The organism is Saccharothrix sp. AJ9571 (genome assembly GCF_021725495.1).
GTDB classification, from domain to species: Bacteria; Actinomycetota; Actinomycetes; order Mycobacteriales; family Pseudonocardiaceae; genus Amycolatopsis; species Amycolatopsis magusensis.
Genome location: NZ_CP091382.1, coordinates 4,038,202 through 4,053,194 on the forward strand (window position 1 = coordinate 4,038,202; position 14,993 = coordinate 4,053,194).

At 70.9% G+C, this 14,993-nt stretch carries 16 protein-coding genes; 9 read left to right on the top strand and 7 right to left on the bottom strand.

Annotated features, from left to right (window positions below):
- Nucleotides 1-4 precede the first annotated feature (4 nt).
- A complete protein-coding gene (locus L3Q67_RS18425; RefSeq protein WP_499190656.1) occupies nt 5-1,432 on the top strand; it encodes a phenylacetate--CoA ligase family protein in 1,428 nt (475 codons plus the stop codon).
- Between the two features lie 175 nt (nt 1,433-1,607).
- Here the strand turns inward: L3Q67_RS18425 and L3Q67_RS18430 are convergent, their stop codons facing one another.
- A complete protein-coding gene (locus tag L3Q67_RS18430; protein ID WP_209672261.1) occupies nt 1,608-2,021 on the bottom strand; it encodes an SsgA family sporulation/cell division regulator in 414 nt (137 codons plus the stop codon).
- A 243-nt stretch (nt 2,022-2,264) separates the two neighbouring features.
- Here L3Q67_RS18430 and L3Q67_RS18435 point away from each other — a divergent pair, with 243 nt between their 5' ends.
- Nucleotides 2,265-2,849 (top strand): dihydrofolate reductase family protein, encoded by a 585-nt coding sequence (locus L3Q67_RS18435; protein WP_499190657.1) that lies wholly within the window; start codon nt 2,265-2,267, stop codon nt 2,847-2,849.
- On the opposite strand, the gene L3Q67_RS18440 is transcribed toward L3Q67_RS18435, so the two are convergent.
- The 5 genes from L3Q67_RS18440 to L3Q67_RS18460 all read right to left on the bottom strand — a co-directional run bounded on the left by L3Q67_RS18440 (nt 2,795) and on the right by L3Q67_RS18460 (nt 8,427).
- Nucleotides 2,795-3,454, bottom strand: a complete 660-nt coding sequence (locus L3Q67_RS18440; RefSeq protein WP_499190658.1) for a PIG-L deacetylase family protein — start codon at nt 3,452-3,454, stop codon at nt 2,795-2,797. The genes L3Q67_RS18435 and L3Q67_RS18440 overlap by 55 nt on opposite strands.
- A gap of 10 nt (nt 3,455-3,464) precedes the next feature.
- Complete coding sequence (locus L3Q67_RS18445; protein WP_499190659.1) at nt 3,465-5,330, bottom strand: ArnT family glycosyltransferase; 1,866 nt, start codon at nt 5,328-5,330, stop codon at nt 3,465-3,467.
- Entirely contained in the window at nt 5,327-6,571 is a 1,245-nt protein-coding gene (locus L3Q67_RS18450; RefSeq protein ID WP_499190660.1) for a bifunctional glycosyltransferase family 2/GtrA family protein, read from the bottom strand. Before L3Q67_RS18450 ends, L3Q67_RS18445 begins: the two co-directional genes overlap by 4 nt.
- Before the next feature lie 171 nt (nt 6,572-6,742).
- Entirely contained in the window at nt 6,743-7,678 is a 936-nt protein-coding gene (locus L3Q67_RS18455; RefSeq protein ID WP_499190661.1) for a threonine ammonia-lyase, read from the bottom strand.
- Nucleotides 7,636-8,427, bottom strand: coding sequence for a CDP-alcohol phosphatidyltransferase family protein (locus L3Q67_RS18460; RefSeq protein ID WP_499190662.1), 792 nt, complete (start codon nt 8,425-8,427; stop codon nt 7,636-7,638). Before L3Q67_RS18460 ends, L3Q67_RS18455 begins: the two co-directional genes overlap by 43 nt.
- A 118-nt stretch (nt 8,428-8,545) precedes the next feature.
- On the opposite strand from L3Q67_RS18460, the gene L3Q67_RS18465 reads away from it, so the two are divergent.
- From L3Q67_RS18465 to L3Q67_RS18495, 7 genes are all read left to right on the top strand, one after another.
- A complete protein-coding gene (locus L3Q67_RS18465; RefSeq protein WP_499190663.1) occupies nt 8,546-9,517 on the top strand; it encodes a zinc-dependent alcohol dehydrogenase in 972 nt (323 codons plus the stop codon).
- A gap of 3 nt (nt 9,518-9,520) precedes the next feature.
- Nucleotides 9,521-9,919 carry a 6-pyruvoyl trahydropterin synthase family protein gene (locus L3Q67_RS18470; RefSeq protein WP_499190664.1) on the top strand — a complete coding sequence of 133 codons (399 nt, stop codon included), beginning with the start codon at nt 9,521-9,523 and terminating at the stop codon, nt 9,917-9,919.
- Nucleotides 9,916-10,953 (top strand): glycosyltransferase family 4 protein, encoded by a 1,038-nt coding sequence (locus L3Q67_RS18475; protein WP_499190665.1) that lies wholly within the window; start codon nt 9,916-9,918, stop codon nt 10,951-10,953. The genes L3Q67_RS18470 and L3Q67_RS18475 overlap by 4 nt, the downstream gene beginning before the upstream one ends.
- Nucleotides 10,950-11,732, top strand: a complete 783-nt coding sequence (locus L3Q67_RS18480; protein WP_499190666.1) for a class I SAM-dependent methyltransferase — start codon at nt 10,950-10,952, stop codon at nt 11,730-11,732. Before L3Q67_RS18475 ends, L3Q67_RS18480 begins: the two co-directional genes overlap by 4 nt.
- Nucleotides 11,733-11,808: 76 nt before the next feature.
- A complete protein-coding gene (locus L3Q67_RS18485) occupies nt 11,809-12,456 on the top strand; it encodes a GTP cyclohydrolase II (protein WP_499190667.1) in 648 nt (215 codons plus the stop codon).
- Nucleotides 12,456-13,247 (top strand): inositol monophosphatase family protein, encoded by a 792-nt coding sequence (locus tag L3Q67_RS18490; protein WP_499190668.1) that lies wholly within the window; start codon nt 12,456-12,458, stop codon nt 13,245-13,247. Before L3Q67_RS18485 ends, L3Q67_RS18490 begins: the two co-directional genes overlap by 1 nt.
- A 69-nt stretch (nt 13,248-13,316) precedes the next feature.
- The gene (locus L3Q67_RS18495; protein WP_499190669.1) at nt 13,317-14,378 is read left to right on the top strand and encodes a lysylphosphatidylglycerol synthase transmembrane domain-containing protein; all 1,062 of its coding nucleotides are present in this window, start codon (nt 13,317-13,319) and stop codon (nt 14,376-14,378) included.
- Here the strand turns inward: L3Q67_RS18495 and L3Q67_RS18500 are convergent.
- Complete coding sequence (locus L3Q67_RS18500) at nt 14,280-14,981, bottom strand: creatininase family protein (protein ID WP_499191571.1); 702 nt, start codon at nt 14,979-14,981, stop codon at nt 14,280-14,282. The two genes, L3Q67_RS18495 and L3Q67_RS18500, sit on opposite strands and share 99 nt — an antisense overlap.
- Nucleotides 14,982-14,993 lie beyond the last annotated feature (12 nt).

Here is a 14,993-nt window from a genome sequence, read left to right on the forward strand (position 1 = left end):
GACCATGGACCTGGAGCGACCCCGGCGCGTGACGCGCGCCTACGAGCGGTTCTTCACCGGTGAGCCGGCCGCGATGGACCCGGTGGCCCTGTTCCACGAGGTGGCCGCCTCGGTGCCGGCGTACCGCGAGTTCCTGGGCGAGCACGGGATCGACCCGGTCACCATCACTTCACGGCAGGACTTCGAACGCCTGCCGCTGCTCGACAAGGCCGCCTACCACCAGCGCTACCCGCTGCCGGAGCTGTGCCGCGACGGCAGACTCGAGGACCTGGACATGATCGCGGTTTCGTCCGGTTCGAGTGGCACGCCGACGATCTGGCCGCGCTCGCTGGCCGACGAGCTGGAAATCGCCCGCCGCTTCGAGCAGGTGTTCCGGGGCTTCTCCGCGGATTCGCGCCGCACGCTGGCTGTGGTCTGCTTCCCGCTGGGCACCTGGGTCGGCGGCCTGTTCACCACGGCGTGCGTGCGGCACCTCGCGGCCAAGGGCTTCCCGATCACGGTGGTGGCGCCGGGCAACAACAAGGCGGAGATCCTGCGGGTCCTGCCGGAACTGGCGCCGCACTTCGAGCAGGTGGTGCTGCTGGGTTATCCGCCGTTCGTCAAGGACGTGGTCGACAGCGGCGAAGACTGGTCGCGGTACGCGGTGAAACTGGTGCTCGCGGGCGAGGTGTTCAGCGAGGAATGGCGTGACCTGCTGGCCGAGCGCACCGGCATGGCCGACCCCGTACGCGACTCGGTCTCTTTGTACGGCACGGCCGACGCCGGGGTGCTGGGGAACGAGACCGCGCTTTCGGTGTCCATCCGCCGGTTCCTCGCGGGCCGCCCGGAACTGGCGAGGGAGCTGTTCGGGGCCGACCGGCTGCCGACGCTGGTGCAGTACGACCCGGCGAGCCGGTACTTCGAGGTTTCGGGTGGCACGCTGCTCTTCTCCGGCGACAACGGGATCCCGCTGGTCCGGTACCACATCGCCGACGAGGGCGGGGTGCTCGCGCACGACGAGCTGCTCGGGTTTTGCGCGCGTCACGGCTTCGAGCCGCCCGCCGGTGAGGCGCTGCCGTTCGTCTACGTGTTCGGCCGCTCGCTGTTCACCGTGTCGTTCTTCGGCGCGAACGTGTACCCGGAGAACGTGACCGTGGGGCTGGAGCAGCCCGGGATCAGCGACTGGGTCACCGGCAAGTTCGTGCTCGAAGCCGTCGAGGACGAGCAGCGGGACCGCCGCCTGCGGGTGACCGTGGAATTGGCGCCCGGCCGCGACGGTGACCCGGCCGTCGTGGCGGAGTCGATCCGGGCGCAGCTGGTGCGGTTGAACAGTGAGTTCGCCCACTACGTTCCCGCCGAGCGGCAAGTGCCGGAGGTGGAATTGCGGAACGCAGGTGATCCGGAGTACTTCCCGATCGGGGTGAAGCACCGGTACACCCGTGGGTCGTCGTAGGAGTTCACGTACCCCGGCTGTCGTCCGATGTGGACGGAGAGTGGCGGTCTGGCGACTCGCCGTGCCGGGTCCCGCAGCCGGGCTGCCGCGACGGGCGCGGACCTGGCTCGGTGCGGGCTTCTTGGCCGCCCTGGCGTTCGGGGCGGCGTTCGGACTGGCTCGCCGGCATCGAGCCCTAGCTGTGCGAGGTCAGCTTGCCCAGCTCGTGCTCGAAGTCGAACCACTGGTGCTCGGACCCGGCCGGGATCTTCTCGTAGGTGCGGTCGAGGAAGGCCGCCAGCTCCGCGGACGGTGCCTCCATCACGGCCTCGCCGTCCGGGGTGATCAGCTCGAAGACCACGAACTCCGGGTCGTTGGCCGGGCTGATCCGCAGGTCGCCGAGCCCCGCCGGGGCCAGCAGGCCGTCGGCGATCAGGTCGCGGGCGCACATCCACTGCACGCTGCCGCGTCCGGTGTGGAACGTGACGGCCACCGCGTACGGGTCGCTCGTGTCGTAGGAGAGCTCCGCGGGCAGCGGCGCCGGGCCTGCCGCGAAGGTGCGCAGTCCGAAGACGATCTTCGCGCGGGTGGTGTCCTGGTAGTCGGGCATCGCCGTGAGTCCTTCCGTTCTGTTCACCGGCTCTCCCTATAGAGAACGCGCGAGCACGCAGTGTGGAACATGAAACCACTTCGCTTCATCCCAAAGGAGGAGTGGCGGGGCGGATCTAGTCACCCGTCTGCGCGAACGAGCTGTGACGCGGGTTACTTTCCGGAAATTTCCGGGGACCGTGTCGATCTGCTCGATGCCGGTTCGACGCTTACGTACAACGACACCGAACCAGGAGCGATTCCCATGGGCAAGATCGTGAACGCCACATACCTGACCCTCGACGGCGACATCAGCAACATGCAGGACTGGCACATGGACTACTTCGGCGAGGAGGCGAATCGCGCGGCCGACCAGCAGCAACGCGCCGCCGACGCGGTCATCATGGGCCGCGAGACCTACGAGGGCTTCGCCGAGGTCTGGCCGTCGGTGACCGAAGAGGACGGTTCGCCCGCCCGCATGAACCTGCTGAAGAAGTACGTGGTTTCGACCACTTTGACCGACCCGAAGTGGCAGAACACCGAGGTGATCAGCGAGAACGTGGCCGAGCGCATCCGGGAGCTGAAGGAGTCCGGCGCGAACCTGCTGCAATACGGGTTCGGCCCGGTGACCCGCCTCATGCTGGACCACGGCCTGCTCGACGAACTGCGCGTGTGGCTGCACCCGGTGCTGTCCGGCAAGGCCGCGCCCGGCGAGCTGCTCTACCGCGACGGCCAGCAGTACAAGTTCACCTTCAACGGCGTCGAGGTGCACGAGACCGGGCTGCTCATCCTGAGCTACACCCCGGTGAGCACGGGCAGCAACGCCTTGGACACCACGAACGCCTCGTAGTACCGCGGGGTGCCGTTCTCCACCGCGCCGGCTCGCCGCGCCCACCACCGGGCGCGGTCCAGCACGGTCTCGCGGTGCATGAAGCCCTTGTCCGCTTCGGACTTGTAGCAGGCCAGCGCCTTCAGCTTGACGTCGATGTGCGCGGTGATGTCGGTGAACAACTGCGGGGCGAACGAGTCCGCCAGGCCGGGCGGCTCGCCCTGCAGTACCAGTTCCACGTGCCCGGCCCGGTGGGCGACCGTGGTCGCCACCGTGCCGACCACCTGGTGGTCCTGGTGCTCGCGCGGACCGGGGTAGTGGGTCAGCACGATGGACGGCCGCACCCGGCGGATGTGCTGCTCGATCCGGTCGAACAGCGCCCGCCCGGCGGTCAGCGAGCCGTCCTCGAAGTCCTCGACGACGAGCTCGCTGCCGAGCACCGCGGCGGCCAGCCTGGCTTCCTTCGGGCGGAGGTAGGACTGCTCGACGTCGCTGTTGGCGCCGTCGGTGAGCGACAGCACCGACAACGCGTAGCCCCGCGCACGCAGGGCGGCGAAGGTGCCGAAACAGGCCAGCTCGGCGTCGTCCGGATGGGCGAAAACCGCCAGCGCGACCGGCTTGCTCATGGGTCCTCCCCTAGGTGCAGCTGAACAACTTCTGGGTGGGCTGCCCGCCGTAAGCGGCGGGGTCGACCACCACGCACCGGCGCTCCAGCCACGCCGCCCGCTCCTGCTGGGCGGGCGCGCTCGGCCCCTGCCCGAGGCTGCTCAGCACGAACCGCAGCCTGCCCTGCGCCACCCAGTCGGAAAGGCGCGCGGGCGAGGGCGCCGGATCGGCCCCGGCGTAACCGCCCAGTGCGACCACCGTCTCGCCGGTGTGGATCAGGAACGGCGAGGTCGCGGTCGATCCCCGTTCGACCGCCAGCACGATCTCCGCGCCACCGCTGTTTTCCTTGGCATAGGCCAGGATTCGCCGGTTCTCCTGGCTGAGGTCCGCGGTCAGCAAGCCGCCGAAACCGCCGGGGCTGCCCTTCAGCTTGGCGAACAGTTCGCTGAGCGGCCCGGCCGAAGGCAGTACCCCGATCCGGTTGCCGTCCACCGCGGTGCCGGCCGACCACACCGCGGGGGCGAGCACGATCGCGGTCAGCGCGAGCACCAGCGCGGGCGGGCGCAACTCGGCCCGGCGTTTCGCGAGCACCAGCACGAGCACAGCCGCGACCCCGGCCACCAGCACGGCCCAGCGGAGCCAGCCGTGCCACGCGAGGTTGCGCGAGATCACCACCCACGCCCAGGCCGCGGTGCCCGCCACCGCGAGCGGCAGCAGCACCCACGCGGCCGTGTCACCCCGATAAGTCCGCCACAGCAGGGGAATCCCGGCCGCGCACAACGCCGCGACCGCGGGCGCCAGCATGGTCGCGGTGTACGGGTGCATCACGCCCTGCGCGAAGCTGAACAGCAGCCCGGCCAGCAGGAGCCAGCCGCCCCACAGCACCCAGCCCGCGCGCCACTCGCGCCCGGCTCCCCGGAAGCCGACCACGGCGAGCACCAGCACGAGCAGGGCCAGCGGCAGCAGCCAGGAGATCTGCCCGCCGCCCGCGGCGCCGAACATCCGCGTGACGCCGGAAGCCCCACCGGCCACGCCGATGTTCCCGCCGCCCGCCTGTGTCGCGACCGCGGCCCCGCCCTCGGCGCCGAACAGCCTGCCGAAGCCGTTGTAGCCGAAGATCAGGTCCATCGCGGTGCCGTCGGCGGTGCTGGCCATGTACGGCTTCTCGCCCGGCCACCAGTCACGCAGGGCGGGCCACCAGAACGAGGACACGAACAGCACCAGCCCGGCGGCGAGCAGGTCGAGCAGCTTGCGCCGGACCGGTCCGCTCGCGCCGACCAGGAACGCGGCGGCCAGCCCGGGCACCACGATCCACGCCTGCAGCATCTTCGTGGTGAACGCGCAGCCGACGAAGAACGCCGACCACAGCAGCCAGCCGGTGTGCCGCCCGTCTTCGATCGAGCGCGTGACCGCGTACGCGGCGGCGACCAGCAGCAGCACCAGCAGCGTGTCGGGCAGGTTCACCTGGTTGACCGCGACGGTGATCGGGGTGAGCGCCAGCAGCAGCGCGGCGAACAGCCCGCTGGCTTCACCCGCCCACCGGCGCACGGTCCGGTGCAGCAGGAACACCGCGCCGACCCCGGCGAGCACCTGCGGCAGCAGGATGGCCCAGCCGTGGTAGCCGAAGATCCACACCGACACCACCTGCGGCCACAACGACATCGGCGGTTTGTCCACCGAAACCGCGCCGGCCGGGTCGTAGGCGCCGAAGAGGAAGTGGGTGAAGCCGGACGACATCGCTTTGACACCGGCGGTGTAGTACGTGTTGCCCCAGCTGCCCGAGGCGAAGCCCCAGGCGTACAGCAGCGCGGCCAGCAGGCAGATCCCGGCCAGCGTCCAGACCGGCCAGCGCGTGCTCGCGGTCGTCCGGGCTTCCCGTGCGGTCGTGGCGGTCATTCCACCGCCTCCTTGCGGCGAAAGACCCAGTTGCGCAGCAACAGGAACCGGCCCGTGGTACCGAGCAGCGAGGACACCAGCAGCACCGCGAGTTCCAGTGCGCGCGAGGCGTCCGGCGCCAGCCAGTGCAACAGCAGCAGCGCTCCCGAAGTGAACCCGTAGTACAACGCGAAGACGATGATCCCCTGGAAATGCACCCGGCCGGTGGAATGCCTGCGCCCGGCGAAGGTGTACCGGCGATTCGCCTCGGTGTTGAACAGGGTGGTGATCGTCAATGCCGCCAAATTGGCCAGCAGCAGTGGCATCCATTCCCGGAAAAGGGCGTAGAGGGTCAGGGTGGCGACGGTGGAAATGGCGCCGACAATGGCGAACGAGAGCAATTGCCAGGAAAGCGCGCCGGCGCTGCGGCCGAGCACCGGATCGGGGTGGATCGGCTGCGGGTCGGGCCGCTGCGGCAGCTCGTCGACGCGGGCGGTGCCGCGGGCCTTCGACCGGGCCACCCGGATCAGGCCGCGGATGTCGTGCCAGGCCGTGCTGGTCACCTCCACCCTGGTGTCCACGTCCTCGATCCAGTCGACCGGCACCTCGTGCACGCGCAGGCCGTTGTGCTCGGCGAGCAGCAGCAGTTCGGTGTCGAAGAACCAGCCGTCGTCGTGCACGTGCTGCAGCAGCGGGCGGATGATCTCGGCGCGCGCGGCCTTGAACCCGCACTGCGCGTCGCGGAACCGGGCGCCGTGGGTGAACCGGATCAACGCGTTGTAGGACCGGGAGATGAACTCGCGCTGCAGGCCGCGGACGGTCCGCGCGCCGGGAGCGTGCCGGGAACCGATCGCGAGGTCGGAGTGCCCGTTCGCCAGCGGGGCGACCAGCGGCAGCAGCGCGTCGAGCCCGGTGGACAGGTCGGCGTCCATGTAGACCACCACGTCCGCGTCGCTCGTGCCCCACGCCTCGCGCAGGGCGCGGCCGCGACCGGCCACGTCGAGGTGCCGCACGCGGACGCGTTCGTCGTTGTGCGCCAGTGCGTTGGCCACTTCGAGCGTGCCGTCCTCGCTGCCGTTGTCCATCACCGTGATGGTCCAGTCGTACGGGAAGTTCTCGCGCAGGTAGGACCGCAGCACCTCGACCGTGCCGGTGAGCGCGCGTTCCTCGTTGTAGACCGGCACCACGATGTCCACCGTGGTGGTGCTCAGGGAAATGGGTGCGGCGGCCGGAATCGTCGTCGCCTCGGCGGATCTTGGCATCGCCTCTCGTTTCCTTCCAAGGAGGTCGAAATGCGTGCGGGGGAGTGGAACGACCGGTCCGGATTACTGTGCCAGCTCGCCCCTGGCCGCCCCAACCCCCTAATTGCGCACCCGTTTCCCCCCTTACCGCTGGACAGCAGCGCTTAAGGAAGACCCAAGCTTTCTTGCGTATTAATGCACGGCGGCGGTGAGCGCGGGCAGGGTGATGTTGCGCCCGGTGACCAGTGCGACCGTCGTGCCGCGCGATTCCGCTTTGCCCGCAAGCAAAGCGGCCACCGCCGTGGCTCCGGCGCCCTCGGCGGCCACGCCGCGCCCGGCGAGCAGGTACCGCATACCCGCACGGATTTCCGCTTCGGTGACGGTGACCAGTTCGTGCACGTGCGCGGCGACCAGTCCGACGGTGACCGAGCCGGGTTCCACCCCGCCCGCGATGCCGTCGGCGATGGTCTCACCGATCGGGACGCCGACCACCCGGCCCGCGCGAACGCTCGCCGACACCGCGGTCGAGCGCTCGGCTTCGACCCCGATGATCCGAACGTCTTCTCGCCCGGCCGCCCACAACCCGAGCCCGGACGCCAGCCCGCCACCACCGATCGGGCACACCACGGTCATCGGCCCGGAAACCTGCTCGTCGAGTTCGCCGCCGATCGTGCCCTGACCCGCGATCACATCCGGATCGTTGTACGGCGAAAGGAAATGCGCGCCATTCGCGGCGAGTTCCAATGCATGCCGTTCGGCGTCGTCGTAGGAAGTGCCCACTTCGACCAGTTCGACGTCGAACCCGCGAAGCGCGGCGACCTTGGCCGGTGAGGCGTTGCCGGGGACGACCACGGTGGCGCGGCGGCCGAGCAACTTGGCCGCGTAGGCGACCCCGAGACCGTGGCTGCCCGCGGACGCGGTCACCGGGACGACGTGCTCGGGCAGCGCGGTCAACGCGTTGAGCGCACCGCGGACCTTGAACGCGCCGGTCGGTTGCAGGGACTCGAGTTTCAGCGAGATCCCGTCGTCGCCCGCGACCAGCGGCGTCGGGGCGAGCCCGGCGGAGATGGTGCGCCAGGCGCGGTTCAGGTCCTCGCGATCCGGTGTGCGCACTCGGCGGGTCCCCATGTCCAAAGGTTAGGCGGGAATTCCCGGCCGTGCCGGGCACCGGCAACGGCCGCGCGCCCTTGCCACAACCGTCCGGTGTCGCGGCCGAACGACCACAGCAACGCGGCGAGCGCCGCCGCGGCGACGACCACGGAAAGCAGGTCCGGCAGCACCCGTGCGGTCACCACGAGCAGCACGACACCCTGGACCGCGCACACCGCCTTGCGCCACAGGTTCGGCGGCAGTTCCGCCCGCAGCCACGACGCGAACCACGAAGCCGCGACGAACAGGTACCGCATCGCACCGATGACCAGCACCCATGGCCCGGTCACCACGGCCGCCGACACGCTGAGCACCAGGATCAGGAAGGCGTCGACCTCCATGTCGAACCGGGCGCCGAGCGCCGACTCGCTGCCGGTGCGCCGCGCCACCTGGCCGTCCACCGCGTCCAGCGCGAGCGCGACCGAGGCGAGGACCACCAGCAACGCGGTGTGCGCGGTCGACCCGGTCACCACGGCTTCGGCCACGAGCAGCACCACACCGCCGACGAGCGCCGCTCGCCCGACGGTGACCCGGTTCGCCGGTCCGAGGTCCCACGGCGAGCCGAAGGCCGTCGTGAGCGCACCCCACATGACCGCGGTGTAGGCGGCCGCGGCCAGCCAGGCCACCGGCCCGGCGCCCACGTGCCCGCCGAGTGTGGTGAGCACCACCAATTGTCCGAGCAGCCAGCCCGCCGCCTCGCGGCCCAGTGGGAACGCAGTCGTGTGCATCGGTCCTCCCTCAACCCGTCACCCAGTCCACGTACCACGGGGTCGAACGGTTCAAGCCGGGCCGGACCCGCCGTTCGCGGCCTATCCTGGCGAGGCGATCTTCGAACCGAGGAGGACCATGCACCGCGCCTTCTGGCTCCGCGCCCCGGGGGAGGCCGAACTCCGGCCGGTCGACGTGCCGCCACCCGGCGAGGACGAGGTGCTGGTCCGTACCCTCTTCTCCGGGGTCAGCCGCGGTACCGAGACCCTCGTCTTCCGCGGTCAGGTGCCCGAAAGCCAGCACCAGGTGATGCGGGCGCCCTTCCAGGACGGCGACTTCCCCGCGCCGGTGAAGTACGGCTACCTCAACGTCGGCGTGGTCGAACAGGGCCCGGCGCACCTGCGCGGCCGGACCGTCTTCTGCCTCTACCCGCACCAGACCGCCTACGTGGTCCCGGCGACCGCGGTGACCCCGGTGCCGGACACCGTCCCGCCGGGGCGCGCGATCCTGGCGGGCACGGTGGAGACCGCGGTCAACGCGGTCTGGGACGCCGGGCCGCAGGTCGGCGACCGCATCGCGGTGGTCGGCGGCGGCATGGTCGGCTGCTCGGTGGCCGCGATCCTGGCCGGGTTCCCCGGTGCGCGGGTGCAGCTCGTCGACGCCGATCCGGCGCGCGCGAGCGTGGCCGACGCGCTGGGTGTCGACTTCGCCACACCGGAGGAAGCCGCCGGGGACAACGATCTCGTGATCCACGCGAGCACCACCGAACGCGGGCTGGCGCGCTCGCTGGAACTGCTCACCACCGACGGCGTGGTCGTCGAGCTGAGCTGGTACGGCGAAAGCCGGGTTTCCCTGCCGCTGGGGGAGTTCTTCCACTCGCGGCGGCTGACCATCCGCGGCAGCCAGGTCGGGGTGGTGTCCCCGGCTCGGCGCACCCGCAACTCCTACGCGGACCGCATGGCGCTGGCGCTGGACCTGCTCGCCGACGCCCGGTTCGACGCCCTGATCACCGGGGAAAGCCCCTTCGGCGAGCTGCCAGAGGTGCTGCCCCGGCTGGCCGCCGGCGACCTGCCGGCGTTGTGCCACCGCATCGTCTACCCAGGAGGGTGAGCCTTGTTCAGTGTGAACGTCCGCGGCCACATCATGGTCGCCCACAGCTTCCGCGGTGAGGTGTTCGGCCCGGCGCAGCAGTTGCACGGCGCGACCTTCGTGGTGGACGCGACCTTCCGGCGAGCCGAACTGGACGCGGACAACATCGTCGTGGACATCGGCCTGGCCACCGAGGAACTGGGTGCCGTGCTCGGCGAGCTGAACTACCGCAACCTCGACGAGGTGCCGGAGTTCGCCGGGATCAACACCTCCACCGAGTTCCTGGCGAAGGTGATCGCCGACCGCCTGGCGGACAAGGTGCACGCGGGCGCGCTGGGCGAAGGCGCGCGCGGGCTGGGCGGGATCACCGTGACCCTGCACGAATCCCATGTGGCGTGGGCGAGTTACGAGCGCTCGCTGTGAGCACGGTCCACGTCGTGCTGCCCGGCGACGTCGACGACCCGCGGGTGCCCAGCGGAGGCAACAACTACGACCGCCGGGTCTGCGACGGCCTGCGTGAGCTGGGCTGGCGGGTGCACGAATCGGCGCTCGTCGGCAGCTGGCCCGAGCCGGACGACGAGGCGTGCGACCGTCTGGCGAGCTTGCTCACCAGCTTGCCGGCGGGCGCGCTGGTGCTGCTCGACGGGCTCGTCGCGTGCGGCGTGCCCGAGATCATCATCCCGCACGCCGGCCGGCTGCGGCTGATCGTGTTGATGCACCTGCCGTTGATGGTGGAGCACCCCGCGCTGGACCGTCTCGAACGAACCACCCTGCACGCGGTGACCGCGGTCGTCGCGACCAGTGACTGGGCCGCGCGGCAGCTCGCCTGCCACCACGGCCTCGCGCACGTCAGCGCCGTGCCGCCGGGCACGGACCTCGCGCCGATCGCCTCCGGCTCCGATGGTGTGCGGCAGTTGCTCTGCCCGGCCGCGGTGACCCCGCGCAAAGGTCAGGACCTGCTGGTGCAGGCGCTCGCGCAGGTCGCCGACCTGGACTGGCACTGCCGGTGCGTCGGCACGACCTCACGCGACTCCGCCTATGCCGCCGAGGTGGCGGAACTGATCACCGAACGCGGCCTCGATGAGCGGATCACCCTGTCCGGACCGCGATCAGGGGCGGAACTGGCCGCCGAGTTCGAGCGGGCGGACCTGGTCTTGCTGAGCTCCCGCGCGGAGACCTTCGGCATGGTCATCACCGAAGCGCTCGCCCGCGGCATCCCCGTGCTCGCGACCGACGTCGAGGCCATTCCGGACACGGTCGGCACCGCGTCGGACGGGAGCGTGCCCGGCTTGCTCGTGCCACCCGACCCGGGAGAACTGGCGAAGGCACTGCGTTCGTGGCTCACCGACGGCCCGTTGCGCGAGCGGCTGCGCGAGTCGGCCTACGCCCGCCGCGCCACGCTCGCCGGCTGGGACCACACCGCGAGGAAGCTCGCCCACATCCTGGAGCACGCATGAGTTTCTCGACGGAATGGCTGGCACTGCGGGAACCGGCCGACGCCGCCGCCCGCGCGGAAGAACTGCTGGAACCGCTGCTGGAGCGCCTGACCGCGCCACTGCACATCCGCGACCTGGGCTGCGGCACCGGATCGATGGCCAGGTGGCTGGCCGGAAAGCTGCCCGGCCCGCAGCACTGGACCCTGCACGACCGCGACCCCGCGCTGCTGGCCGAAGCCGCCGGCCGTATGCCGGAAGGCGTCACGGTGAGCACGGCACGCGGTGACGTGACGAACCTCAGCGCGGCCGATTTCGCCGGGACCTCGCTGGTCACCACGTCCGCGTTGCTCGACCTGCTGACCGTCGACGAGGTCGCCGCACTGGCCACGGCCTGCGCGGGTGTGCCCGCACTGCTGACGCTCTCCGTGCTCGGCGAGGTCGAACTGACGCCGGCCGATCCCTTGGACGCCGACCTGACCGCCGCCTTCAACGCACACCAGCGGCGGGTCGAACAGGGCAGGCCGCTGCTCGGGCCGGACAGCGTGGCGGTCGCCGCGGAAGCATTCGGCAGGCACGGCGCCACCGTCCGGGTCGCCGCGAGCGACTGGCGGCTGGGTGCGCCGGAGGCCGCTTTGGCGGCCGAGTGGCTCACCGGCTGGGTGGGCGCGGCCGTCGAACAGGAACCCGCGCTCGCCCCCGCGGCCGGGCGCTACCTGCGCGAGCGGCTGGCTTCGTGCGCGGCCGGTGAGCTGCGCGTCGCCGTGCGCCACCAAGACCTACTGGTACTGCCGCCGAAGTGATCGAACACGTGGACGCCATCCCCGATCTTGGTTAGCGTGTAGCCGGGGCTGGAGTGATGATGAGGAGTTGTTGTTGATGCGCGATCATGCCATCGAGTTCGAGGACATCGCCGAAGCCGATCTCATGACCAGCCGGGGCAAATTCCGCACGGTCGCATTCCGGGATTCGGGCGACGAACACCTCGCACTGGTGCTCGGTGAGCTGTGGCAGCAAGAGGACGTCCTCGTCCGCGTCCATTCCGAATGCGTCACCGGTGACATTTTCTCGGCGAAGCGCTGCGAATGCGGGGACCAGCTCGGCGCGGCACTGGACATGATCGTGCAGCGGGGCCGCGGTGTGCTGGTCTACCTGCGTGGACACGAGGGCCGGGGGATCGGGCTGGTGGCCAAGGTGCGCACGCACGTGCTGCAGGACGAACAGGGACTGGACACCGTGGATTCGGCCACCTCGCTCGGCCTCCCGGTGGACGTCCGTGATTTCGGTCCCGCCGCGCGCGTGCTCAAATACCTCGGTGTGCGCACGGTCGAGCTGTTGTCGAACAACTCCGGCAAGATCGACGCACTGGAATCGTCCGGAATCGGAGTTTCCGCCCGCGTACCATTGCTGATCCAGGCGACCGATCACAATATCCGTTACCTCACCGCGAAACGGGATCGGCTCGGCCACGATCTGCCGCACCTCGATTCCGTGGTGAACGGCTTGGCCGGCCGGGCCAGCAGCTGATGGGTGAGCAGGCACACCTGGAACCGGTGGCGGCCGAAGCCCTCGACCGGGCCGCGCGGATCATCGGTTCCCGCATTCCGGACACCGTGACGCTCAAAGGTGATCGCGATCTGGTCACCGACGTCGACCTCGCGGTGGAGGACGCGGTCCGCGAGTTCCTGGCCGCCGAAACCCCGGAAATCGGCTTCCTCGGCGAAGAACACGGCCACAGCGGGCCCGATGGCCGATGGTGGGTGCTGGACCCGGTGGACGGCACCTCGAACCTCGCGCACGGCATCCCGCTGTGCGGGGTCGCGCTCGGCCTGGTGGACGGCGGGCGCGGGGTACTGGCCGCGATCGACCTGCCGTTCCTCGGCACCCGCTACACCGCGGTCGAAGGCGGTGGCGCGTTCGCCGGCGACCAGCCGATCCGGATCGCCGACGTGGACCGGATGTCCGACGCGGTGCTCTCGGTCGGCGACTTCGCGGTGGGCGAGGGCGCGGAGGAGAAGAACCGCGTGCGGCTGGGCCTGCTGGCCCGGCTCGGCGCGCGGGCGCACCGGATCCGCATGCTCGGCAGCGCGGCGATCGACCTGGCGTGGGTCGCGCACGGCAAGCTGGCGGGCACGGTGATCCTGTCGAACCTGCCGTGGGACACCGCCGCCGGCGTGCTGCTCGTGCGTGAAGCCGGTGGCCTGGTGCTCGACTCTGACGGCAGCGAGCACACCGTCGACTCGGCCGCGACCATCGCGGTGGGGCCCGCGCTGCACGCCGAGCTCCTCGAACTGCTGCGGCAGGCCGAACGCGATTGAACCGTCCGGCGGCACCTCCCGTGGTGCTGGGTGCCGGGGTGCACCGCCGCGGCGGGAGGAGGGTGGACGATGACCGCCGCAGTGCACACACCCGCGTTGCCCGATGCGGGCAAGCGCGTGCTCTGGACGTGGGCTCGCCTGCTCGCGGGAGCCGCACTCCTCGGATTCCTGTGCTGGCAGCTCGGCACCGGCGCCCTGCTGGACGGGCTGCGCGCGGTGACCGTGTCCGCGGTGGCCACCGCGCTGGGGATCGGCTTGCTGACCACCGTGTTCAGTGCCTCCCGCTGGGTGCTGATCGCCCGCAGCCTGGGCCTGCGCCTGCCACTCGGTGCCGCCGTCGCGTCGTACTACCGCGCGTTGTTCCTCAACGTGGTGCTGCCCGGGGGAGTGCTCGGCGACGTGCACCGCGCTGTCCGGCACGGCAAGGACGAAGGTGACGTCGGTCGCGGGGTGCGGGCCGTGGTGCTCGAACGCACCGGCGGTCAGGTGGTGCTCATCGCCGCCGGGGTCGCCGTCCTGACCGCGCAGCCGACGCTGGTCCCCGCGCAGGCCCGCGAGGTCATCACCACGATCGGGATCGCGCTGGTGCCGGTGGTCCTGTGCTTGCTCGCCGTCGCGCCGGTGGTGGCCCGGCGGTGGGCGGACAGCGGGTCGAAGTGGCGGCGCGGCACCGCCGCCACCGTCGCCGACCTGCGCACCGGGCTGCTGTCCCGGCGGACCTGGCCGGGGGTGCTGGGCTTCTCCGCGGCCGCGCTGGCGGGGCACCTGACGTTGTTCCTGGTGGCCGCACGTGTGGCGGGCACCGACGCCCCGATCACCCAGCTGCTGCCGATCTTCCTGCTGGCACTGCTGGCGATGGGCCTGCCGGTCAACGTCGGCGGCTGGGGTCCGCGCGAAGGCGTCACCGCGCTGACCTTCGGCGTGGCCGGTCTCGGCGCGGCGCAGGGTTTGACCGTGGCCGTGGTGTACGGCCTGTTGAGCGCGGTGGCCAGCCTGCCCGGTGCCGGAGTGCTGGCGTTCGGCTCACGCCGATCAGCGGCTCCGGCTTCGCTCGAGCGCGTCGAGGCAGTCCCCGAACGCCTCGACGAGCCGGTCGAGCACGTCCCGGCCCTTGGCGGCGGTCGCCAGTGACGGCCTGCCGACCACCCCGCTCTCGGTGTACGCGGAGAGGCCCAGGGTGAGCAGGTCGCGCCGGTCCTCGGCGAGTTCGTCGGCGGTCTCGTAGCCGGGGCGGACCAGGTCCGGGTGGGCGTGCAGCAGGATCGAGGTCTCCAGCTCACCGGCGTGCATGTCGCTGTAGGCACTGGTTTCCAGCCCGGCCGCGGCGCGCACGTCGTCCCAGCACTCGGAGCTGGGGAACAGCGCCAGCCCGGCCGACTGCTGCACGATGTTGCTCAGCACGTAGTTGCCGCCGTGCCCGTTGATCAGCACCAGTTTCTCGATGCCGCTCGCCCGCAGCGAAGTCGCCACGTCGTCGACGATGTGGAACAGCGTGGTCGCCGAGATGCTGACCGTGCCCGGCCAGGCGGCGTGCTCGTGGGAACAGGAAATGGTGACCGGCGGTAACCGCAGCACCGGGTGCGCGGCCGCCACCGCCTCCGCGATCGTGCAGGCGATCACCGTGTCCGTGGCCAGCGGCAGGTGCTCCCCGTGCTGTTCGTGGCTGCCGATCGGCAGCACCGCCACCTCCGCCCCGGCGGCCTCGGCCGCGGTGTGCGTCGGGATCACCAGCACCTCCACTGTGGA